We start from the raw sequence: 19,603 nt of genomic DNA, 5'->3' as shown, positions 1-19,603 counted from the left end.
GCGCCTAGAACCGGTCATGGACAATGATGTCGGCGTCCGGGATGCGTCCGCCGTGCGGCGGCAGTTCGCCGGTCCCCTTACCGATCGCGACGAACATGACCAGGGCGTGGTCCTTCGGCAACCGGATGATCTCCGCCACCTGCTCGAAATCGAACCCGTCCATCGGACAAGTATCGTAGCCATGCGCGGTTGCCGCCATCATGAGCGCATAGGCCGCCATGCCGGCGGAGCGGAACGCCTCGTCACGCTGCATCGCCGGGTTGTTCTCGTAGAACTGGGTTATCATGCCGACATATTTCTCCCGCATCGCCTCCGGTGCGTCCTTCCAGTAGCGACCAGGATTCTTCGCATAGGCATGCATGTCCGCGCACAGGACGATCAGCGCCGAACATTCCTCAATCTGCGGCTGGTTCCACGCCACCGCCTTGATCTCGGCCCGCACGGCGGGGTCGCGTACCACCAGGAAACGCCAGTTCTGGATATTGAAGGCCGTGGGCGCCGTCCGGGCGGCGTGCAGGATGGCGGCCAGCGTCTCGTCCGGAATCCTGTGAGTCCCATCGAAGCGCTTCGTCGCCCGCCGCGCGAGCATTGTGTCCAAAATCGCGTTCATCATGCTTTCTGCCTCTGTTCAATCTGCTCCGCACGCGGCGCGAAGCCCATCAGGCCACGCATTGCCTCTGCCGGCCAAGCCCATCAATGCCGAGTTCCACGACGTCGCCGGACTGGAGATAGACGGGCTCCGGCCGCATCCCCATCCCGACGCCCGGAGGGGTTCCGGTGGCGATGACGTCGCCCGGCATCAGCGTCATGTAGTGGCTGACGTACGCGACGATCTCGGCCACGGAAAAGATCATCGTGCGCGTGTTGCCGCTCTGCATCCGGCGCCCGTTCACCTCGAGCCAGATCGCCAGGTCCTGAGGATCGGGCACCTCGTCCCGGGTCACCAGCCACGGGCCGAGCGGACCGAACGTGTCGCAGCCCTTGCCCTTGTCCCACTGGCTGGACTGCATCTGGAAGGCGCGTTCGGAGACGTCATTGGCGATGCAGTAACCCGCGACGTGGTCCAGCGCCTCGCCCACCGTGACGTTCTTCGCGCACGTACCGATGATGACCGCGAGTTCGGCTTCCCAGTCCAACTGTGTTGCGCCAATCGGCGGGATTATCGGATCGTCAGGCCCGGAGAGCGCCGTAATCGCCTTGAGAAACACAATCGGCTCCTCGGGCACCGGTAGACCCGCCTCATCGGCATGGTCCCGGTAATTGAGTCCGATACAGACATATTTTCCGATCCCCGCAACCGGCACCCCGAGGCGCACACCCGCCTCCACGGGCGGCAAGGTCCGGAGATCGATGTCCGCCAGAGCGGCTAGGCGCGCCGGAGCCAGAACCTCCGGCGATACATCCCCGATTACACCCGCCAGGCTGCGCAAGCCACCCGCCGCGTCCACCAGTCCCGCCCGTTCTTCCCCTGGAGCGCCGTAGCGACAGAGCCTCATAATTATATCCTCCTTCTACCGGCGGCGCCGAGACTGAGCGTATCGCCGCTGGGGCCCGCCACGGATGTCCGGCAATTCCATACACGCTTGGGTTTCCCCGCCCCCGCCTTCAGGCTCGTCTACTTCAGTCAGAATCGCAGACGACCAGGGTGGATGGCTCGAGCGCATGCACAGTCACCGTCTCGCATCCCGTGATCGCAATACCACAGCCCACGTCGGCGTCGTGCCCAAGAATTTCCACGCGTCCCGCAACGACGAGAGCATAGACGCAGCGATCCGCATAGGTCGGGACGACGGCCTGTCCACCGACCGGGAGCGTGAGGCGAAGCACGCGGGCGCGCGCCTTCAGCGGCAGCGGGTCACCCGACCGCCCCTGATCCGTTTCCTCCGGATCGTCGGCGGGAAAGCCGCTGGCCAGCAGGGCATGCTGATGCCCGAAGCGATCCCCGTTGCGGCGCAGGCCGATTTCCGGTGCGCCCCCGTCCTCTTCGGGCAGCAGCCATAGCTGTAGGAGCGAGGCCGGCGCACCGCCGGTTTTCCACGTTGCCAGCGCCACGCCATCGCCGGTACTGACGACATGACAATCGCCCGGCTTCAATAGGCTGTCGCCCAGATCGTCCGCCATTGCCACGACGGCGCCTTCCAGCACCAGAGTCACGATCTCCATCGCGCTTTCATGGTCCAGCCTGAAGGCAGCATCCGCCTCCAGTTCGATCCGGTTGAGCACCCGGAGCCGTCCCCAATGCACGGGAGCCGAGTGGACGTAATCTCGGAACGCGAAGTGACAGTCGAGTTTGACGCCCTCCTGGACCAAATGGCCCAGCTCGGAAGGATGCCGGACCGTGATCATCCCTGGCGCTCTCCCTGCCTCGAGCGGGGAAGCATCGACCGTTGGGCGGTCGTGACAGGATAACGCGCCTCCCAACCGCCGCCGAGCGCGCGATAAAGGTGGGTCACCGAGACCGAAACCGCCGTCGTCGACTGCACGAGCTGGTTCTGGCTGGCCAGGAGCGCGTTCTGCAAGGTCAGCACATTCAGGAAATCCGACGCCCCCTGCACATACTGCTGCTGGGCCAGACGTACGGCCGTTTCGTTCTGGGCCACGGTCTCCTTCAGCCGGTCGCGCTGCTGTTGCGCGGCGGAGAAATCGGCCATGGCGTCGTCGATCTCCTGCCATGCCTTGAGGATGGTGCGCTGCAGGGTGATCGCCGCTTCCTTCTGCTGCGCCCGGCGCAGGCGCAATTGCCCGGTCAGGCGACCGCCCTCGAACAAAGGCAGCGTCATGGTCGGGCCGAACCCGTACTGCCGGGACGCCCAGGAGCCGAGCCCGCTGAATTGCAGCGCCTGAACGTCAAGGCTGCCGGACAACGTAACGCGCGGAAAGAAATCCGCCACGGCCACGCCGATGCTGGCGGTGGCGACATGCAACTGCTCTTCAGCCACGCGAATGTCCGGCCGGCGTTCCGCCAGTTCCGACGGCAGGCCGATCGGCACCGCATCGGGCACCGGCGGAATCGGAGCCGGCGTGCCCAGTTGCGTCTTGAGGGCGCCCGGCTCTCGCGCGACGAGAAAGCTCAGCGCGTTGATCAGATGCACTTCCTGGCTCTGCAGGATCGGCAGGCGCGACTGGAATTCGCTGAGCTGTCCGCGCGAATCCGCCACGTCCAGTTGGGTGGAGGCGCCTTGCGCAAAGCGCAGGCCCGTCAGGGCAACGCTGTGCCGGGCAGTGTCGATATTGCGGCCGACGATGGCGATCTGCGCCTGCACGCCGCGCAGATCGAGATAATCCTGCGCGGTCTCGGCCATCAGCGAGACCAGGACATCCCGCTGCATGTCCTGCGTCGCCTTGACCGCCGCGGTGGCGGCCTCGACTTGGCGCCGGACATGACCCCAGAGATCGACCTCCCAGGACGCGCTCATGCCGTATTGCGGCAGGTTGAAGGACGGATTGCCGACCGTGCCCGGCACGGCCACGGGGCCGAAGCCCTGCGCGCCGCTGGCGACATCGCCCGCGCCGGCGCGCTCCAGCGTGCCAAGCAGGCCGAGGATACCGTTGGTGCTGGCCCGCTCGCGTGCGTAGGAGGCATTCCCCTCCACATGCGGGAACTGTGCCGCGCTCGCAATCCGCCGCTCGGCGACGCTTTCCGCCAGGCGATAGGCGCTCGCGCGCAGATCCAGATTGGCGGACGCCACCTGCTGTTCCAGCGCGGTCAGCACCGGATCGCGATAGATCGTCCACCATTGCGGATCGGCGGCACTTTCCACCGGGTGGCTTTCGGCATCCGCCAGGCCGCGATGCCAGTGCGGCGCGCTGGCGAGATCGGGCTTGTGATAGTCGGGCCCGACCGTGCAGGCGCCGAGCAGGAGCGCGCTCGCCAGAGCGAGCATGCGGCGGTTGAGGACTGCGGTCATGATCCGTCCCTCACCGCCACGCATAGCGGGGGTCGTCCGCCTTCGGACCTTCCGGGCGCGATGCCGTATCGACTGCCACCTCGACCGACATCCCCACCCGGACCCGCGCCGCCAGAGGCTGCCCCGGATCGAAGGTGATGCGCACCGGCAGACGCTGGACCACCTTGGTGAAGTTGCCGGTCGCATTATCCGGCTGGATCGGCGCGAACGCGACACCGGTCGCCGGCGGGATGCTGTCGACATGGGCACGGAGCGGCTGACCTGGGAACGTATCGACCCACACCGTCGCTTTCTGCCCCGGCACAACGTGCGTGAGCTGCGTCTCCTGGAAATGGGCAACCACGAACGCATCCTGGACCGGGGTGACCGCCATCAACGCACTGCCGGGATTAACGTAGTTGCCCACGCGCACGCCACGCGCGCCGACCACGCCGTCCACCGGCGCCGGGATGGTGCAATAGGACAGGTCCAGTTCCGCCCGTTGCTCCTCGCCTTCGGCGCGGGTCAGATTACCCCTGGCGCGCGCGATCTGGGCGGCGAGCACATCCTTTTCCTGGATCGCGGCCTGCACGCTCGCCTCGTCGCGGGCTTTCGCGGCCGTGGCCTCGCGGGTCTGCGCCGCCGTGCGCTGGCGTTGCTCGGTCGTGCCGGCGCCGCCGGCCGCCAGGTTGCGGTAGCGCGCCTCGTCCTGCTGCGCGAAGACGAGCTGGGCGTCGTCCGACTGCACCGCCGCCCGCGCCGCCGCGATCAGTGCGTCCTGCCGGGTGAATTCCGCCTGCAGATTGGCGATGTCGGCGCGCGCGGCGGCGAGATTGCCCCGCGCCACGGTGAGCGCCGCGCGGTAGTCGTCATCCTCGATATGGGCCAGCACCTCGCCCTTGCGGACCTGCTCGTTGTCCTGCGCCATCACGGCTTCGATGCGACCGCCGACCTTGGGGGCGACGACCGAGGAATAGGCCGACACATAGGCGTCGTTGGTCTCGACCCGCACGCCGTCTCCAAGCACAAGGCGGTCGCCGCCCCAGGCCGCGGCCCCCAGCACCACCACGCCGGCCGCCAGCAGCAGCGCCTTCGTTGTTCCGTTCATGAATATTCCCTCTGGCGGCCCCGGCGGCCGCGTCGTCTGTCGCGGATGCGCGGGACCGTCAGGTCAGCTTCAGGTAGAGCGTCACGACAAGAGCGACGAAGTACCCCTCAATGCGGTCGCGCAGCGTCCATCTCGATGCCGTCGCGTTGCCCATTTGATCCGATGATGGGATGTCTGGATGCCGCAGTCGGCGCGTATCCCGATACGAACTGGTCTTCATATTAATCTCGCATGACATACTGTCCGCCGCCGTCAGCGCGCGGGAGCGGTGGTGGAGGGCGCGCGGGGCGGATAGACCCGTTGCGGCAGAACCAGATTGAGGGCGAACAGGGCCGCGCAGACGCCGATCATGATCGTGTAGATGTCCGCACAGGCCAGGATGAGCGCCTGCTCCGACGCCTCGCCGTGCAGCAGGACGGTCATGTTCCAGTCCAGCCAGGCCGGATCGGCGATGTGCGGCGCCAGCAGCGCCTGCGCCGGGTCGCCCCAGGACTGCAACGCGTTATGGTTGGTGCCATAGGTGTCGAGCAGCATGGTGGAATGGAATTGCTCGCGCCGGCGGAGCAGGGCCGAGATGACACCGGCTGCGATGGCGTTGGCCAGCCCTTTGGTCATGTTGAACATGCCCGAGATGAACGGCCCGTCGGCCGGGCCGAGGCCCATCGTCGCCAGCATGAGGATGGCGATGACCATCATCGGCTCGCTGGCCACCTGCAAGAGCTGCATGGCGTAGAAGTTCTCGCGCACCCAGTCGGCATCGATCCAGGTGCCCAGAAAATAGGACAGACCCTGGATCGCCAGCCCGGCCATCAGCACATGACGGCAATCCACCCGGCGGATATTGCACAGGGCGGAGATCAGCGGCAGCGCCAGCACCTGCGGCACCGCGAGGATCAGCATGACCGGCGCGATCTGGATCGGGCGATAGCCGCGCACCTCCTCCAGATAGACCGCCGGGATTTCCGCCGTGACCGCGCCCAGCACCAGAACCGCCGCCAGCGTCAGCAGCGCATCCGTCACGTTGCGCTGCTTGAGCAACTGGATGCGGAAGAACGGCACCGGGTGGAACCATTCATTGACGATGAACAGCACGAACAGAAACCCGCCGGCGAAGAACAGGTGCGTGATCAGCGGCGAGCGGAACCAGTCCAGCCGGTCCCCCTGTTCCAGCGCGATCACCAGCATGCAGATCGCGGGCAGCCCGGTCAGCAGGCCGCGCCAGTCGAACTGGCGGAAACGCTCAAGCCGGATCGGGTCCTGCGGCAGGCCCCAGGCCACGCAGGCCATGGAGATCAGGCACAGCGGCACGATCTGCCAGAACAGGAACGGCCAGCCGAGATATTCGAACCAGAACCCCGCCAGCGGCGCGCCGCCGAGATTCGGCCCGAACGTCGCGGTGAGGGCATAGATGCCAAGGCCGTAGATCTTGATGTTGGGCGGCAGGAACCGCAGCGCCACCGTCATCAGCATCGGCGGCAGGCTGCCGCAGGCCAGCCCCTGCACGCAGCGCAGCAGCAGCAGGGACGACAGGTTCGGCATGAAGGGGGCCGCCATCCCCAGCACCCCGACCAGAGCGGTCATCGCGATCGTCAGGCGGCGTATGGAGAACGTCACCGAGCACCACGGCGCGAATGCCATCGCGGCGATGTTGAACGCCTCGAACAGGGCGGTGATCCAGGTCCCCTCGTCGTGCCCCAGATGGAACGCGCCCCGGATATCGGCGAGCCCCGCCTCGGTCGTGTGCTCGTTGAATCCCGCCAGCAGGACCGCCAGCAGCACACCCGCCAATCCCGTCGCCAGGCGCGGACCGAATACGGGCGCTTTCGGGGGCGCCGGCGGGGGTTGGGGGCGCGTCGCCATGTGGGAAGACTCCGCGTCGGCGACGGGTGGCGGCAGCGTCAGGCTATCGGCGTGGTCCACGGGACACCTCGCGGCGACATCATTGGAGAATGCCGACAGTCTTGAAGAAACGTCCTATGTTTGGGAACACTCAATTATGAAATCGTCGGGAAGCAGATATGGAATGGTCGGATATCAGATTTCGATTGCGACCTGGCGCCGTGTCTGCCAGCTTCAGCCGAAACACGCCCTTGGGAGCATATATTCATCCTATGATAGGCTGTTTTCCCCCGGCCTCAGGTCAGCTTTCACGATAAAAGGAATACGCGATGGCAAACGTGGCACGTGGCTACGATCTCAATCTTCTGCAGGCCATGAACGTGCTGGTTGAGGAGTCGAGTGTCACGGGCGCGGCCGAGAAGCTACAGGTGAGTGCCGCGACCATGAGCCGCACCCTGTCCCGCCTGCGCGAGACGTTCCACGATGCCATTCTGGTGCAGTCGGGCCGGCACATGGTGCCCACACCGCGCGCCCTGCAGATGCAGCCGCGCGTCAGCCAGATCCTGTCGGCGATCAGCGATCTATATCGCCCGCGGCATGCCCTGGATTTCACCGGCCTGACGCCGACCTTCCGGATTCGGGCCGCCGATGTGGTGATCGGCCCCTACGCCGAGGCGCTGCTGCGCGCCCTGCGTGCCGACTGCCCGGACACCACATTGATCTTCACGGCGGAATCGAACAGCGACGACAGCGATTTCCTGCGGCAGGGTGGGATCGATCTCTATATCGGCGCCACGGCGTTCCTGCGCCCCGAAATCATGCGCCAGACCCTGTTCGAAAGCCGTTTTCTGGGGGTCGTACGCGCCGGTCATCCGATCCTGCTGGGTGACATCACACCCCAGGCGCTGGTGGCCTACGATCACATCGCCGTCTCGCGCCGGGGCCGGCGACGGGGACCGATCGACGACGTTCTGTCCGATCAGTACGGCCTGACGCGCAACGTCGCTCTTTTACTCACGTCCTTCTACGCCGCGCTTCAAGGACTATCCCAGACCGATCTGGTCCTTCCGGTGCCCGATATTGTCATTAACGCCGCTCCGCTCGAGCGTTTGGGACTCTTTGCCTTTCCGATGCCGATCGACCTCAATCCCGTCGCGATCTTTCAGGCGTGGCACCCGCGGCACGAGAACGACCAGGTCCACCAATGGCTTCGGCGCACGGTGACGCAGGTTATGTCTCCTCGTGTTACCTCGCGGAAGCCGGCCATCGACGTGACAAAGACGGAAGCGGCACTGGACTAGCGCGGATGTCTCGTCATGGTCGGGTCCTTCCGCCGACGGGCGCCGATAGCTGCCGGGTCGCGGTCCAGACTGAAGGCCTTGGTCAGCGGTCGAAGGATCGCGCGCGCGGCCCGAGCCGCACGGGCGGGATCGCTCGCTTCGATTGCGTGATACAGACCCTCATGAAGCGACAGACTCGGTTCCGTGACGCCGTGTTCCAATATAGCCGCGCGCGCGGCGTCCCGCGCGGTGCCCAGGAAATAGCGATAGAGCTGGATCAGCGCACCATTGCGGCTCGCCTCGGCGATGGCGCGATGAAAAGCCGAATCGCGTTCAAGGAAGGCGTCGACACTCTCGCCCTCAGCCCATTCCCCCCGCGCATTGAGCCCGGCCTTGATTCGCTGCAGGTCACCTGTTGAGCGGCGCAGCGCCGCGAGGCGGGCGGTTTCGATCTCCAGCATCGTCCGCAATTCGAAATGTTCGCGCAGGCTCGACCGACTGATTGTCCGCATCAGCGTCCCCGGGTCTTCCAGAGAGCGGACATACGTGCCGTCACCCTGGCGCACCTCGAGGATGCCCGCGTGAGACAGCACCCGGATTGCTTCGCGCACCGTATTGCGCCCGACACGGAGAATTTCACCGAGCTCCCCCTCTGTGGGGATGCGCGCGCCGACCGGCCACATTCCCGAGGCGATGTGTTCGCTCAAGGCTTCAAGGGCGGAGTCGACGAGAGACTGGCGTCGGGCCTGGGGCAGAGCCACAGCATGTGGCGAGAAGGAATCCTGGGACATGACTCAGTCATCCTATCGCCGGATGTTTGTCTGTCGATAGAGTTAATACGTACAATAAACGGCGAGACGGGCTGCCCCTGCACACGGACACGTTCTGGCGGGGCCTCTGGAAGTCCCACGGCCGACATGGAGAGCCAGTACCTATGTTCGACAACTTTCTGCCCACGCCAGACTTCCGGGAGTGCCACGACTGGGTGATCGCGGCATCGGCGAAAAGAGTCCTCGACTGCGCTGCCCGCTTTCAGATCCGGCAGGATCCGGCTTTGCGATTGGCTCTCGCGGTACGCGAATTGCCGGGGCGGCGGCTTGGGCGACAGCCTGCGCGCCCTTTCGACATGGACAGCTTTGTCGATCTTGGGCGCGAGGGCGATTCCTGGCTCGGCTTCGGTCTCGTTGGCGCTTTCTGGCAAGCGGGTTTCGGCCTTGTCCGTTGCGCAAGCCGCCACGAATTTCTGACACTGCGGCGCGCCGACGTCTGCCGCCTCGTTCTGAGTTTCCGCGTGGCGCAGATCGGATACAGGACGGTCCGCCTCATCACCGAAACCAGTATTTTTTGCCCGATGTCAGCTACACGCCGACGCTTTGCGCCATACTGGTATCTGATCCGCCCGGTCAGCGGCGCAATGCGTCGCCGCACGCTTGCCAACATCTCGCGGCAGGCATGCCAGCCAGGCGGGTGCGCTAACGGCGGATGCCGGGAAGCCGCTTGATCCTTTCAGACAGAAAGTCGGCGCACAGCCTGACGCGAGCGAGGTTTGCGCGTTCTGGCGCGATCAGCATGCTCAACGGGACCGGCATGAGCGCCCAAGACGGGAGAAGGCGCGTCAGACGGCCATCGGCGAGACAATCCTCGACCAGCCAGAGATGGGCCGGCCCATAGCCGCGCCCAGCGAGCAGCGCCTCGCGCAGGGCAAGTCCGTGATCGACGTTCAGGCGCGCATGAAATGGCAGGATGGCAGGCTTTCCAGCCTTTGCCTTACCCTGCAGGACCAACCGGTCCGAGCCCAGAACGCGCGAAAGCCGGACCCCGTCACGTTCAGCGAGGTCCGCCGGCCGGCGTGGCGCGCCATACCGCTCGACCCACATCGGCGCGGCGACCAGCACGCGCTGGCTGGTGCCCAAAGAGCGCAATCGCATGGCGCTATCCGTCAGCGGCCCCAGGCGAATGGCGATATCGACATCGTCCTGGACCAGATCGACGCGATCGTCAGTCAAGTTAAACGCAATGCGGATATCCGGCTGCTCGTCCTGGAAATCGAAGATCGACTGGCTGACATGCAGGACGCCGAGTGCTGCCGTGCAGGAAATCCGGACCGAACCCGCCATCGACCGTCCTGTCGCGCGTAATTCTTGCTGGGCCTCCTCGACGAGGCCGAGGATTTGCTGGCAGTGACCATAGTAGCGGGTGCCTTCCTCCGTGAGCGACACCCGACGGGTCGTGCGCCGAAGGAGTACCACCCCGAGGGCATCTTCCAGCTCACGGAGATGGCGCGTTATGGTCGACTGTCCCGCTCCAGTCTCCCGTGCCACGCCGGAGAGGTTGCCTCGCTCCGCGATCCGCACAAAGGTGCGCATACGGTCGAGTGAGATGCCAGATTGTTCCATTTTTCGGCATAGTCCTATCCGGTGGAACCCTATGGGCCGACAATACCATATCGCCTATTTTCACGGGGCTGTGCAAATTGTCTTGAAGAGAGGTATGCGCCCATGAATGTTCTGATCGTTTTCGCCCATCCGGAACGGCAATCGCTGAATGGGGCACTGCTGGACGTCGCCGTGCGAGAGTTGGAAGCGCAGGGCCATAAGGTTCAGGTGTCGGACCTGTACGCCATGCATTGGAAATCTGCCGTGGACCGTGGCGATTTTCCCGGCCTGTCGTCCGACGCGCCGCTAAAGGTGTGGAAGGCCTCGCATGACGGGTTCGCGGCAGGTGATTTGACGGAAGATGTGAAGGCCGAACAGGAAAAGCTGCGCTGGGCCGACACGGTGATCCTGCAGTTTCCATTGTGGTGGTTCGCCATGCCTGCCATCCTCAAAGGATGGGTCGACCGCGTCTATGCCTCCGGCTTCGCCTACGGGGTCGGGGAGCACAGCGAACAGCGCTGGGGCGATCGCTATGGCGAGGGCGTCATGGAAGGCAAGCGCGCGATGTTGATCGTCACGGCCGGTGGTTGGCCCGAACATTATTCGGAACGCGGGATCAACGGCCCGATCGATGACCTGCTGTTCCCGATCAATCACGGAATCCTCTTCTACCCCGGCTTCACCGTATTGCCGCCTTTTGTCGCCTACCGCGTGGATCGCCTCGACGATACGACGTTTGGCGTGGTCGCGGACGAACTGCGCGAGCGCGTGCGGACCCTGGAGACGACCAAGCCGATCCCCTATCGGCGACAGAACTTCGGCGACTATCAGATTCCGACGATGGAAGTGCTGCCGAACTTGGTCCCGCCGGGCGTAAGAGGCTTCGAGGTGCATCTCGCGCCTGAACGCGACTGAGTTGTCGCCGGGTCGCAAGCGTGAAGGTCAACGCGACCCGGCATTTCCGGCCGGAAGATCTGGCTGGCGTACCCGCCGTAGCCCGCCTGTCTCCGACAGCAGCACACTTCCTGGGACCTGTGGCGCATGCGACCGCGCGACAGGACGGCAGGTCCTGAAACGCGGCGGGAACGTTCGTGTTACAGCCATATCGTGATCAGGTTGCGACCCGAACGTGCGCGCTGCGTTGCCTGCCCCTGACCAGCAGGGACTCCTCACACGCAATAGTCGGGACATCGTCCCGCGAATCGTAATGACCACGCGTTTCGGAGGTTCTGCCTCGCGCACCCCAGGCCTCCAGAGCGGCCATGACCGGATGAAGCGCCTCGCCATATTGCGTCAGCATATAAGTGACGCGCAACTGAGCGGACAGATGTACTTCTCGATCGATCAGCCCGGTGTCCTCCAATTCGCGCAGTTGCATCGTCAGAACGCGGTGGGTGATTTTGGGCAGACACCGGCGAAGATCATTGAAACGCAGTGGTCCGCGCGTCATCAATGCGTAAAGTATGAGGCCTTTCCATTTACCACCGATCCGGTCGATCGCTACACTGAGATAGTGACCAGCCCCCGGGTCTTCCGCGAGTGCATGATTTGGATTCATCGCGCAGGCCCTCCATACGATATGCTGTTTTGTACCGATGAGTATAATAGCGGGTCAAGCGGTGATCCGTCACCAGATTTGATCATCGGCGCCAGGAAGCGACGTACGGCCCGAACCAAGCGCGTGCGCGACAGGCCGTCAGACGACGGGCGGGCTCACGGGCAGTGTGAGGTCGCACATCCCGTGATCGACGATGACGTTTCAGGTCAGACCGGCCGGCGGAATGAGCCACGGTCAGGATACGGCGTGGCTGGCCGCGTTCACGACGTCGACCGCCATTACCCTGACGCGCGCGGCATCGGTTCCCTGACTTGCGGCCCCTCGCTCCACTCGAACGGCACAGCCCGTCGCCGTCGAATAATTTCCCGGACACGAAGGCTGAACGACCGCTCTAGTGGGGTGCATGAAACGGATACGGTGCCTCCAACATGCAAAACGTCGCCGCTTGCAAAGTCGATGAACATAAGACCAGCTCGTTGGTTTTTTAGAAAGTTTCCCAAGGTATTGAAATACCGATTGCCCGGATAATCCGGGACGGTGACGATGTCGCCGTTGACATGGACGAAGCCGGCGGGACCGCCACGATGCGAGACATCCATGCCGCCAAGGGCAATGTCTGGCGCGCAAGACGCCACGAAAAATGTGGCTGCGGCCGCGATCAGGCCATGCGCCTCGGCATCGAGTTCGGACAGGCGTTCCACAGGTCCAGGCGCGCCCCCCACCGGCAGTACGTCGCGCGTGCGAATATATTGCGGACAGTTTCCGAAGCTCTGTAGAACCCGCACGCGAACACCATCTGGACCGGTCGCGAGGACAACGCCGTTGGCACGGTTACGTCGGCGCGTCGCGAATTCGATCCCAAGGACGGCGATGGGAGCGCCCGGACCGATGGCCACGGCTACGGGATCGCCAGCGGGCGGCTTCCAGCCAAGGAAAAGCGTCGTCTCGTCGGGACTGGAAAGGAAACCAGGTGGTCCAGCCGCGAATGTGGCGATCGGCCATCCGTCGGGAGAAAGCGTGCCCAGGACGACATAGGGCAGCGTGGCAAAGAAGCCACGATGCTGCTCCGGCATGAAAGGCCGGATGAAGGCGCTGGATGGTGACGCAACTCCGGACAGCGCCTGCGCACGCCGTTCGCCTTCGTGAAATCCGGTTGCCACCTCGTCCATCGTCCTGATCCAACGTAGTAAGGCAGCCTATCATTGAGCCGGCTATGCGCACAGCAAAATACAGACTGGTCCGTCATTGATCAACGTGCGATCCCGGCACGTTGTTCATGTTACTTTTTTCGGAAGAAGGACGCCGAAGCCACAAGAGGACCGGTCACGTGACATCGATCCCGGCCGCGGCGAGGACCCCGAGCGCCTCGCGTTGCAACGGCTGGTTTTCCCCAAGCGCCGCCAACCACAACGTTGCACCCTGTAGGCGCGTCAGCGCGTCGGTCGCGGCAGCCATCGGATCTGCGAAGCCCCCCACACTCAGAATCAAGGCCAGGCGCGCACGGAGTCGGAATACGAACTTGCAGATGGCCGCTTTTGCTGTTGGAGCATCCTTCGGCACGCTCAATGCCAGGTGAAAGACCACTGATCCGCCGTGTTCTCCAAGAACGTTCGCGATTCGCATGATTAACTCACGATAGCTTTGACGCCAGTCCAACATGGGGTCCGGCAGTCCCTCAAGCAACTCGCGCAACGTAAGATCAAGCACCGCCGTTACCAGGAATTCCTTGTTCGGCAGACGATTATAGATACTGGATTTCCTGAGTCCTGCTCGCGCGGCGATGTCGTGCATCGATGCACCGGCATAGCCCCGTTCTCGGAGCAGTTCGCGGGCAGCAATCACAATGTCATCATAGGAGGCCTTCACGTCGTCCTTCCGGTCAGCCAAGCGCATGGCAGCAAGGCGCCCCTCCCGATTTCGGCAGGCTGTCGGTGCGTGGGACGCGCATCGATAAATTCCGAGTGCGCAGGCTACGTGCTTGGTATCTGGTTTGACAACACCGTCAGTGCCCCTTTCCAGGCCGTGCATGCGGCGTCCTTCTCTCCGAGCACCATGACGCTGACGACGGCGCCATCCAGCAATGACGCGAAGGCGCGCGCGACGCTATCAGACCTGTTCTTTGGGACACCGGCGTCTTCGATCAGCGACTTGAGCGCTCCCCTCAAAGTCTGCTTGTGCAGCGTGACCCGTTCGTTGATCGCGCTGTTCTGGCCATTATATTCCAATGCCGCGCGCATAAAAACGCATCCCGTAAAATCGGGCTGACTGAACCAGTCGGTATACCAATCGAAAATCGCCTTAAGACGGTCTCGGGGTGCGCTACGGGCTCTGACTGAGGCAGCAAGCGATAGCGAGATGTTCTCCAAGCAGTCATCCAGGGCTTCGATCACGATTTGGTCTTTGTTACGAAAATGATAATATAGTGTTTGTTTCGTAACTCCGGCGGCTTCGCTGATCTTGTCGACACTGACGTCGCGGAAGCCGAACCTCACGAACAGGCTGCTCGCCGTGTCGAGGATATGAGCTCGATTATTCGGGCGGCCGCCGCGCTTCTTGATCACGGCTTGTGTCATTGCGAGGCCTCCGGTTCAAGCGCACAATCGCAGTTCTCCGAACCAATCGAAACGCGGGGTTCGGCGGGTCGTTCGAGGAATATAAGAGAACCACGAACGACCGTTCCGTTCAATTACTATATCACCTGAACGGCCAGCGTGTACCGGTGCCGCCAGGTTGGATTGGCCCAAACCGTAGCGAGCGACCACGAACGCCGATGCATATGCGTCTGAGCAGGGCACGTTGGACCCGAGCACAGACGCTGAGGTCCGTTGCAACAGAGTCGCCAGTGGTCGGATGGGTTGCGAGACGTTGCCATATATGCGCCGGTTCCATGACTGGTTCAGGTATGGCCGGACAAAGTCGGCGCCGGCTTCCCTTTTTGGCCGCTCGGCATGTGCGGGAGGCCGCTGCGTCGGATTAGAGGTATCAGGCTTCTGTTCCGGTTTCCAATTGCATTTTCCCACCTTGGGCGAATCATTTTTGCCTAAGCGAGGGCGTGGAAATGATCTCTGGATTATCCCGCCGTCTTTTCAGAAAGGCGCGATCGCGTTCAATGAACCGCGCGACCATCACCGGGACAAGCCGGGCCGGGTTGGCTGAGTTCCCGCGGGCCGCTCCTTGCTCCTCGGCCAGGAACTGGGCGTAAAGGACAAGATCGCGATGGATCTCAGCGGGGAATGCGACCGTCACTCGGATAGGACGGTGATCAGGAATTTCAGTGATTCGGAGCTTATCCACGACGTGTGCCTCCTTGCGTGACATACGGTTTGAGAATCAAATCCCGCGACAATAGAACCGTGAGCGGCAGTCCCGGCCGGTCGGTCAGCGTCGGCTGGACATCGAGGCTGCGATCGACCAGCCGGTTGCCCACCATGGAGAACCCGTTGCTGGCGCCACTGCGGATGGCCTGGGCCAGATTGTTCTCACTCTGGCTCGTGCCGGCTTCCGAGCCGACGCTGAGCAGGGTGGTCACCAGCGCGGCTTTGAACAGTTGACCCCAGTGATTATCGATCTCGTCGGACAGTCCCGATTGGCCGATCGCATCCGCGCCCGGCAGCTTCTCCAGCACGAGGCTCTCGCCATCCGGAAAGATCAGCCGCGTCCAGATGATCTGGGTGCGCTGCTGGCCAAAGGAAATCCCGCTGTTATAGGCGCCGTAAAGCGTGCTGCCCTGCGGGATCAGAAGATAACGGCCGGTCGGGCTGTCATAGACGTTCTGGGTGACGTGACCGACGATCTGCCCCGGCAGGTCGGAGCTGATCTTCGTGTTCAGCGCACCGGCAATCACTGTTCCCGCCTGGAGCATATAGGGCGACGCAAGCGGCATGATCCGGTCCGGGCTGAGGGTCTGGCGATCAGGCTGCCCCGCGAGGAAAGCGCGGTTTCCGGCCTGCGGTCCGGTATCGGCTGTTCCCTGCCCCTGACCGGGCGAGGCGGAGGTCAAGGTCGGGATCGGCTGCCCGTCATGCGGCTCGCGGGCTTCGATCGAGGCGAACAGCTTGCTGCCGATAGCGGCGTCGACCTCCTGCTGTGCCCGGCGCGCATCCTCGTTGCCGATGGCATTTGTGGGGATCGATTTCCCCTGCTGCTGGGCATGCAGGATCGGCCGGCCAAGATCTCCGGGCAGCGCGGGGCCCAGTTTCGGCACGCCGGCATAATCTTTCGGCAAATTGTCCAGTCCGGCCGCGGCGGGCGGCGATGCGTTGTCCGGTCCGGCCGGCCCCGGTGGCGGTCGATGGCTGGCTTCCAGCGCATAGCCCAGCGCAAAGGCCACTGCGATGACGCCGATCCCGCCCAGCGACCAGATGACGGTGCGCGACAACCGCACCACGCGCGGCCGGTCAGCGCGCAGGCGCAAGTCGGGCGGCGCCGCGACCGGCTCCGACCGTCCGTTGCTCTCCGGCTCGTCGCTCATGACGGCCTCCCATCGGTGCGAACAATGCGCACCCACTGCTCGCTGTGCTTATCGCCCAGCCGCAGTTCGGCGGCGGCAAACAGCCGGTCGACGATCATCCAATTCTGGCGGACGCGGTAATTCACCAATTGCGGGCCGCCATCGGCACCCAGCACGAACAGCGGCGGCAGGTCCCCCTGCCCGATCCCGCCTGGAAAGGCGATATAGACTTTCCGTCCGTCATCGAAGGCCCGTAGCGGCTGCCAGGGTGGTGGGCCGCCCTTCACGTCCTGGATCGCGTAGCGGAAATTCAGGGCGTCGAGATTCAACCCGGTATCGACAGGCGTCTCGTCGTCAGCCACGTCGTCCTGCCGACGCAAGGCGATCAGATCGTCCTCGGGATAGTCCCACGACACGGACGCCATATAGGTCGCCGGCGTTGCGCGTAGCTCCGCCAGATAGGTCCGCCGGTCGGTGTTGACGATCAGGTTGGTGGTCAGGTCCGGACGCGTCGGCTTGAGCAGGATATGCACCCGTTTGGCGGCCCCCGTGCCGCTCGACGTGTCGCCGATGACCCAGCGCACGGTATCGCCGGCCGCGACCGGACCGGAGCCGACCAGCTTCTCGCCGGGCTGGAGCATGATGTCGGTGATCTCGCCAGGGGAGGCGTAGACCTGATAGAGCGCGCCGGGGCTGTAGGGATAGACCTGAACGGCATTGATGAACCCGGCCCGCGTCGGCTGGATTCGCGCCGCCAGATTGGCCTGAGTCACGCGCGCGGTCGGGTCTGCGACGTCCGGCGTGACATGCCGCATCCTCGACCTGCGCGGCGGCAAGGGCTTCAGTTGCCCGGGCAAGGGCAGTGGCTGAGGCACCTCCACGACCTGCACCGGCTTCGGCGGGTCCGGCAGCCGCGTCGCGCGCACGGCGTCATCATAGCGGATGGTCGGCGGATGATAGGGCCCGGCACAGGCGGACAGGGCGAGCAGCAGCAGCGGCAGGGCGCGCAAGACCGTGCGGATCATTGTCCGAGTTCCTTCGACCAGTTGATGGCGGTGATGGTGATGCCGAGCGGATTCTTCCGCAGACGGTCGGCCGTGCGCGGCGTGATGATCATCACCGTGAGAATGGCGGTCCAGCGCTCTGTGCCGGTGAACGCACCACCGCGATAATGACGCTCCGTCCAGGCGACGCGGAAACTGTTCGGCGACGCCCGGATCACCGACGACACATCCACTTCGACCTGCTCGTGCCCGATCCGCGAGAACGGATCGTTCAGGCGCGCATAGTCGTTGAGCGCCTGTGCCCCGCCAATGGCCGTGAAATCGTATGCGCGCAGCCAGTTCTGCCGCACGACGATCGGGTCGGCGGACAGACCGCGCACATCCTCGATGAAGCGCGCCAGATACCACGCCACCTGCGGATCGGTGGGCACATAGGCCGTGGTCGCGGGTCCGACGGCCTGTGCCTGTCCCAACCGGTCGACCTGCACCACCCAGGGCACGATGGTGCCGCGAGCGGCCTGCTGGATCAGCGCCATGCCCAATGCAGCGGCGAGCAGGAGCGAGCCGAACGCCATCAAGCGCCAGTTACGCGCCTGGACGCGAGCCGAACCGATCCGCTCGTCCCAGATCTGGGCGGCTTTCTGATAGGGGGTCACCGGTATCGGCGAGTCCCCGTAGCGTGTGGTGGAACGACGAAACATCATTCTTTCTCCGAGAGATCGATGGATGCGGATCCGCCGGCGCCGTCGGCCGAACGGATGACATTGGCGGCCTCGGCCGCATGAGCCGCGGCATTGCGGCGTTTCATGTTTCGTGCCCAACGGGGCGGCTTGCCGTCAGGATCGGAGCCGCCGCCTGCACCATCGCCGCCCCTGCCCGAGGGACCGCCGGAATCTCCGCCGCCGTCATTGGACGATGCGCCGCCCGTGAAGCGTCCCCCTGTCGCGGTAAAGGCGCCGCGCGCCCCAGCGCCATAGCTCTGCTTCATGGAGGCCGCCGCACCGGATGCCTTGCTCTTCGCGGCGTTCATCGCGGCGGCGCCGGCGGCACGACCGACGCCGCCGAGACCGGCGGCCATCCGTGCGCCCGCGCTGCCACCGGCGGCGCTCATCGTGCCCATCGAATAGGCCGTAGAAGCAGCCCCCGCCGCCGCGGCCCCGCCGCGCGCGGCAGCGGCCGTCGCGGCCAGAGCGGCGCCACCGCCGGAAGCAATGGCAGCGGGTGCCGCGACAGCGGCCGCTCCCATGGCGCCCACTGCCATGCCGGTGCCGACGGCGGCACCCGCGCCAAGCTGCGGCGCGCCGGAGATCAGTCCGTTGGCCAGGGAGCCGCCAAAGATCGAAAGTCCGACGATGCACAGCGACGCCAGCACGACGGAGAGCGCCTGCCCGATGGTCGGCGCACTGTCTCCGTAGGAGGTGGTAAACTGTTTGAAGAGAACGGAGGCGATGGCGGAGATCACCGCCAGCACCATGATCTTCACGCCGGAGGACACGACGTTGCCCAGCACCTTCTCGGCAAGAAAGGCCGTGCGGTTGAACAGGGCGAACGGGATCAGCACGAAACCGGCGAGCGAGGTCAGCTTGAACTCGACGATCGCCACGAAGAGCTGCACGGCGAGGATGAAGAATGCCGCGAGCACGATGAACCAGCACAACACCAGGACGAGGATCTGCACCACGCCGGTCAGGACACCGAAGGAGAAGGCGAGCTTTGTCGCCGCGTCCAGCAGCGGCTGGGCGGCGGACAGGCCGGTTGCGGCCAGCCGGCCGGGGTGCATGAAATCCCCGAGCGCCAGCGTACCTCCGCCGGCCTTGAGGCCGAGAACGGCGAAGCTGTTGAACACGACCGAAGACAGGTTGGAAAAATGATCGATTATAAAAGCGAAGAACCCGACATAGAGCGTCTTCTTCACCAGCCGCTGGATGATGTCCTCGTCCGCTGCCCAGGCCCAGAACAGGCCGGCGAGCATGATGTCGAGGACCGACAGCGAGCGCGCCAGTGACATGACGCTGCCCTGCACCAGCCCGAACCCGGAATCGATCGTGGTTTCGAAAATATTCAGAAACCCGTCGATGATCCCGACATTATTCGGATCCATC

The 19,603-nt window shown here is 64.3% G+C and carries 21 protein-coding genes; 3 read left to right on the top strand and 18 right to left on the bottom strand.

Annotated features, from left to right (window positions below):
- Nucleotides 1–4: 4 nt before the first annotated feature.
- From HLH48_RS10760 to HLH48_RS10730, 7 genes are all read right to left on the bottom strand, one after another.
- A complete protein-coding gene (locus tag HLH48_RS10760; protein ID WP_182997557.1) occupies nucleotides 5–610 on the bottom strand; it encodes a nitroreductase family protein in 606 nt (201 codons plus the stop codon).
- A gap of 49 nt (nucleotides 611–659) precedes the next feature.
- Nucleotides 660–1,496, bottom strand: coding sequence for a fumarylacetoacetate hydrolase family protein (locus tag HLH48_RS10755; protein ID WP_182997510.1), 837 nt, complete (start codon nucleotides 1,494–1,496; stop codon nucleotides 660–662).
- Nucleotides 1,497–1,620: 124 nt separating this feature from the next.
- Nucleotides 1,621–2,346, bottom strand: coding sequence for a pirin family protein (locus HLH48_RS10750; RefSeq protein ID WP_182997509.1), 726 nt, complete (start codon nucleotides 2,344–2,346; stop codon nucleotides 1,621–1,623).
- Nucleotides 2,343–3,908, bottom strand: a complete 1,566-nt coding sequence (locus HLH48_RS10745) for an efflux transporter outer membrane subunit (protein WP_182997508.1) — start codon at nucleotides 3,906–3,908, stop codon at nucleotides 2,343–2,345. The genes HLH48_RS10750 and HLH48_RS10745 overlap by 4 nt, the downstream gene beginning before the upstream one ends.
- 10 nt (nucleotides 3,909–3,918) lie before the next feature.
- Nucleotides 3,919–4,995 carry an HlyD family secretion protein gene (locus tag HLH48_RS10740; protein WP_182997507.1) on the bottom strand — a complete coding sequence of 359 codons (1,077 nt, stop codon included), beginning with the start codon at nucleotides 4,993–4,995 and terminating at the stop codon, nucleotides 3,919–3,921.
- 58 nt (nucleotides 4,996–5,053) lie between these two features.
- Nucleotides 5,054–5,215, bottom strand: coding sequence for a hypothetical protein (locus tag HLH48_RS10735; RefSeq protein ID WP_182997506.1), 162 nt, complete (start codon nucleotides 5,213–5,215; stop codon nucleotides 5,054–5,056).
- Nucleotides 5,216–5,247: 32 nt separating this feature from the next.
- Nucleotides 5,248–6,855: an MFS transporter gene (locus HLH48_RS10730; protein WP_182997556.1), complete on the bottom strand. Its 1,608-nt coding sequence runs from the start codon at nucleotides 6,853–6,855 to the stop codon at nucleotides 5,248–5,250.
- Nucleotides 6,856–7,163: 308 nt separating this feature from the next.
- Here HLH48_RS10730 and HLH48_RS10725 point away from each other — a divergent pair, with 308 nt between their 5' ends.
- The gene (locus HLH48_RS10725; RefSeq protein WP_182997505.1) at nucleotides 7,164–8,135 is read left to right on the top strand and encodes a LysR family transcriptional regulator; all 972 of its coding nucleotides are present in this window, start codon (nucleotides 7,164–7,166) and stop codon (nucleotides 8,133–8,135) included.
- Here HLH48_RS10725 and HLH48_RS10720 read toward each other — a convergent pair.
- The gene (locus HLH48_RS10720) at nucleotides 8,132–8,905 is read right to left on the bottom strand and encodes a FadR/GntR family transcriptional regulator (RefSeq protein ID WP_182997504.1); all 774 of its coding nucleotides are present in this window, start codon (nucleotides 8,903–8,905) and stop codon (nucleotides 8,132–8,134) included. The two genes, HLH48_RS10725 and HLH48_RS10720, sit on opposite strands and share 4 nt — an antisense overlap.
- Before the next feature lie 143 nt (nucleotides 8,906–9,048).
- Here HLH48_RS10720 and HLH48_RS10715 point away from each other — a divergent pair, with 143 nt between their 5' ends.
- Nucleotides 9,049–9,615, top strand: coding sequence for a hypothetical protein (locus HLH48_RS10715; RefSeq protein ID WP_182997503.1), 567 nt, complete (start codon nucleotides 9,049–9,051; stop codon nucleotides 9,613–9,615).
- Here HLH48_RS10715 and HLH48_RS10710 read toward each other — a convergent pair.
- Entirely contained in the window at nucleotides 9,587–10,510 is a 924-nt protein-coding gene (locus tag HLH48_RS10710; RefSeq protein ID WP_182997502.1) for a LysR family transcriptional regulator, read from the bottom strand. The two genes, HLH48_RS10715 and HLH48_RS10710, sit on opposite strands and share 29 nt — an antisense overlap.
- A gap of 102 nt (nucleotides 10,511–10,612) precedes the next feature.
- On the opposite strand from HLH48_RS10710, the gene HLH48_RS10705 reads away from it, so the two are divergent.
- Nucleotides 10,613–11,404 (top strand): NAD(P)H-dependent oxidoreductase, encoded by a 792-nt coding sequence (locus HLH48_RS10705; protein WP_182997501.1) that lies wholly within the window; start codon nucleotides 10,613–10,615, stop codon nucleotides 11,402–11,404.
- A gap of 196 nt (nucleotides 11,405–11,600) precedes the next feature.
- Here the strand turns inward: HLH48_RS10705 and HLH48_RS10700 are convergent, their stop codons facing one another.
- From HLH48_RS10700 to trbL, 9 genes are all read right to left on the bottom strand, one after another.
- Nucleotides 11,601–12,047 carry a winged helix-turn-helix transcriptional regulator gene (locus HLH48_RS10700; RefSeq protein ID WP_182997500.1) on the bottom strand — a complete coding sequence of 149 codons (447 nt, stop codon included), beginning with the start codon at nucleotides 12,045–12,047 and terminating at the stop codon, nucleotides 11,601–11,603.
- A gap of 278 nt (nucleotides 12,048–12,325) precedes the next feature.
- Nucleotides 12,326–13,216 carry a pyridoxamine 5'-phosphate oxidase family protein gene (locus tag HLH48_RS10695; protein WP_182997499.1) on the bottom strand — a complete coding sequence of 297 codons (891 nt, stop codon included), beginning with the start codon at nucleotides 13,214–13,216 and terminating at the stop codon, nucleotides 12,326–12,328.
- Between the two features lie 154 nt (nucleotides 13,217–13,370).
- The gene (locus tag HLH48_RS10690; protein WP_182997498.1) at nucleotides 13,371–13,913 is read right to left on the bottom strand and encodes a TetR/AcrR family transcriptional regulator; all 543 of its coding nucleotides are present in this window, start codon (nucleotides 13,911–13,913) and stop codon (nucleotides 13,371–13,373) included.
- A 104-nt stretch (nucleotides 13,914–14,017) separates the two neighbouring features.
- Nucleotides 14,018–14,620, bottom strand: a complete 603-nt coding sequence (locus HLH48_RS10685; protein ID WP_182997497.1) for a TetR/AcrR family transcriptional regulator — start codon at nucleotides 14,618–14,620, stop codon at nucleotides 14,018–14,020.
- Between the two features lie 457 nt (nucleotides 14,621–15,077).
- A complete protein-coding gene (locus HLH48_RS10680; RefSeq protein WP_182997496.1) occupies nucleotides 15,078–15,341 on the bottom strand; it encodes a DUF2274 domain-containing protein in 264 nt (87 codons plus the stop codon).
- Complete coding sequence (locus HLH48_RS10675) at nucleotides 15,334–16,518, bottom strand: TrbI/VirB10 family protein (protein ID WP_182997495.1); 1,185 nt, start codon at nucleotides 16,516–16,518, stop codon at nucleotides 15,334–15,336. Before HLH48_RS10675 ends, HLH48_RS10680 begins: the two co-directional genes overlap by 8 nt.
- Entirely contained in the window at nucleotides 16,515–17,522 is a 1,008-nt protein-coding gene (gene trbG / locus HLH48_RS10670; RefSeq protein ID WP_182997494.1) for a P-type conjugative transfer protein TrbG, read from the bottom strand. Before trbG ends, HLH48_RS10675 begins: the two co-directional genes overlap by 4 nt.
- Complete coding sequence (trbF, locus tag HLH48_RS10665) at nucleotides 17,519–18,202, bottom strand: conjugal transfer protein TrbF (protein WP_182997555.1); 684 nt, start codon at nucleotides 18,200–18,202, stop codon at nucleotides 17,519–17,521. The genes trbG and trbF overlap by 4 nt, the downstream gene beginning before the upstream one ends.
- Entirely contained in the window at nucleotides 18,202–19,602 is a 1,401-nt protein-coding gene (trbL, locus tag HLH48_RS10660) for a P-type conjugative transfer protein TrbL (protein ID WP_182997493.1), read from the bottom strand. Before trbL ends, trbF begins: the two co-directional genes overlap by 1 nt.
- Nucleotide 19,603 lies beyond the last annotated feature (1 nt).

This window comes from Gluconacetobacter sacchari, from assembly GCF_014174255.1.
GTDB lineage: Bacteria > Pseudomonadota > Alphaproteobacteria > Acetobacterales > Acetobacteraceae > Gluconacetobacter > Gluconacetobacter sacchari.
This window is presented reverse-complemented; position numbering and strand designations above follow the sequence as displayed.

Coding starts and splice junctions, on each gene's coding strand:
- HLH48_RS10710 (WP_182997502.1), bottom strand. CDS start 10,510: ATGGAACAATCTGGCATCTCACTCGACCGTATGCGCACCTTTGTGCGG.
- HLH48_RS10705 (WP_182997501.1), top strand. CDS start 10,613: ATGAATGTTCTGATCGTTTTCGCCCATCCGGAACGGCAATCGCTGAAT.
- HLH48_RS10695 (WP_182997499.1), bottom strand. CDS start 13,216: ATGGACGAGGTGGCAACCGGATTTCACGAAGGCGAACGGCGTGCGCAG.
- HLH48_RS10730 (WP_182997556.1), bottom strand. CDS start 6,855: ATGGCGACGCGCCCCCAACCCCCGCCGGCGCCCCCGAAAGCGCCCGTA.
- HLH48_RS10685 (WP_182997497.1), bottom strand. CDS start 14,620: ATGACACAAGCCGTGATCAAGAAGCGCGGCGGCCGCCCGAATAATCGA.
- HLH48_RS10755 (WP_182997510.1), bottom strand. CDS start 1,496: ATGAGGCTCTGTCGCTACGGCGCTCCAGGGGAAGAACGGGCGGGACTG.
- HLH48_RS10745 (WP_182997508.1), bottom strand. CDS start 3,908: ATGACCGCAGTCCTCAACCGCCGCATGCTCGCTCTGGCGAGCGCGCTC.
- HLH48_RS10750 (WP_182997509.1), bottom strand. CDS start 2,346: ATGATCACGGTCCGGCATCCTTCCGAGCTGGGCCATTTGGTCCAGGAG.
- HLH48_RS10760 (WP_182997557.1), bottom strand. CDS start 610: ATGAACGCGATTTTGGACACAATGCTCGCGCGGCGGGCGACGAAGCGC.
- HLH48_RS10675 (WP_182997495.1), bottom strand. CDS start 16,518: ATGAGCGACGAGCCGGAGAGCAACGGACGGTCGGAGCCGGTCGCGGCG.
- HLH48_RS10740 (WP_182997507.1), bottom strand. CDS start 4,995: ATGAACGGAACAACGAAGGCGCTGCTGCTGGCGGCCGGCGTGGTGGTG.
- HLH48_RS10735 (WP_182997506.1), bottom strand. CDS start 5,215: ATGAAGACCAGTTCGTATCGGGATACGCGCCGACTGCGGCATCCAGAC.
- trbG (WP_182997494.1), bottom strand. CDS start 17,522: ATGATCCGCACGGTCTTGCGCGCCCTGCCGCTGCTGCTGCTCGCCCTG.
- trbF (WP_182997555.1), bottom strand. CDS start 18,202: ATGTTTCGTCGTTCCACCACACGCTACGGGGACTCGCCGATACCGGTG.
- HLH48_RS10720 (WP_182997504.1), bottom strand. CDS start 8,905: ATGTCCCAGGATTCCTTCTCGCCACATGCTGTGGCTCTGCCCCAGGCC.
- HLH48_RS10715 (WP_182997503.1), top strand. CDS start 9,049: ATGTTCGACAACTTTCTGCCCACGCCAGACTTCCGGGAGTGCCACGAC.
- HLH48_RS10700 (WP_182997500.1), bottom strand. CDS start 12,047: ATGAATCCAAATCATGCACTCGCGGAAGACCCGGGGGCTGGTCACTAT.
- HLH48_RS10725 (WP_182997505.1), top strand. CDS start 7,164: ATGGCAAACGTGGCACGTGGCTACGATCTCAATCTTCTGCAGGCCATG.
- trbL (WP_182997493.1), bottom strand. CDS start 19,602: ATGGATCCGAATAATGTCGGGATCATCGACGGGTTTCTGAATATTTTC.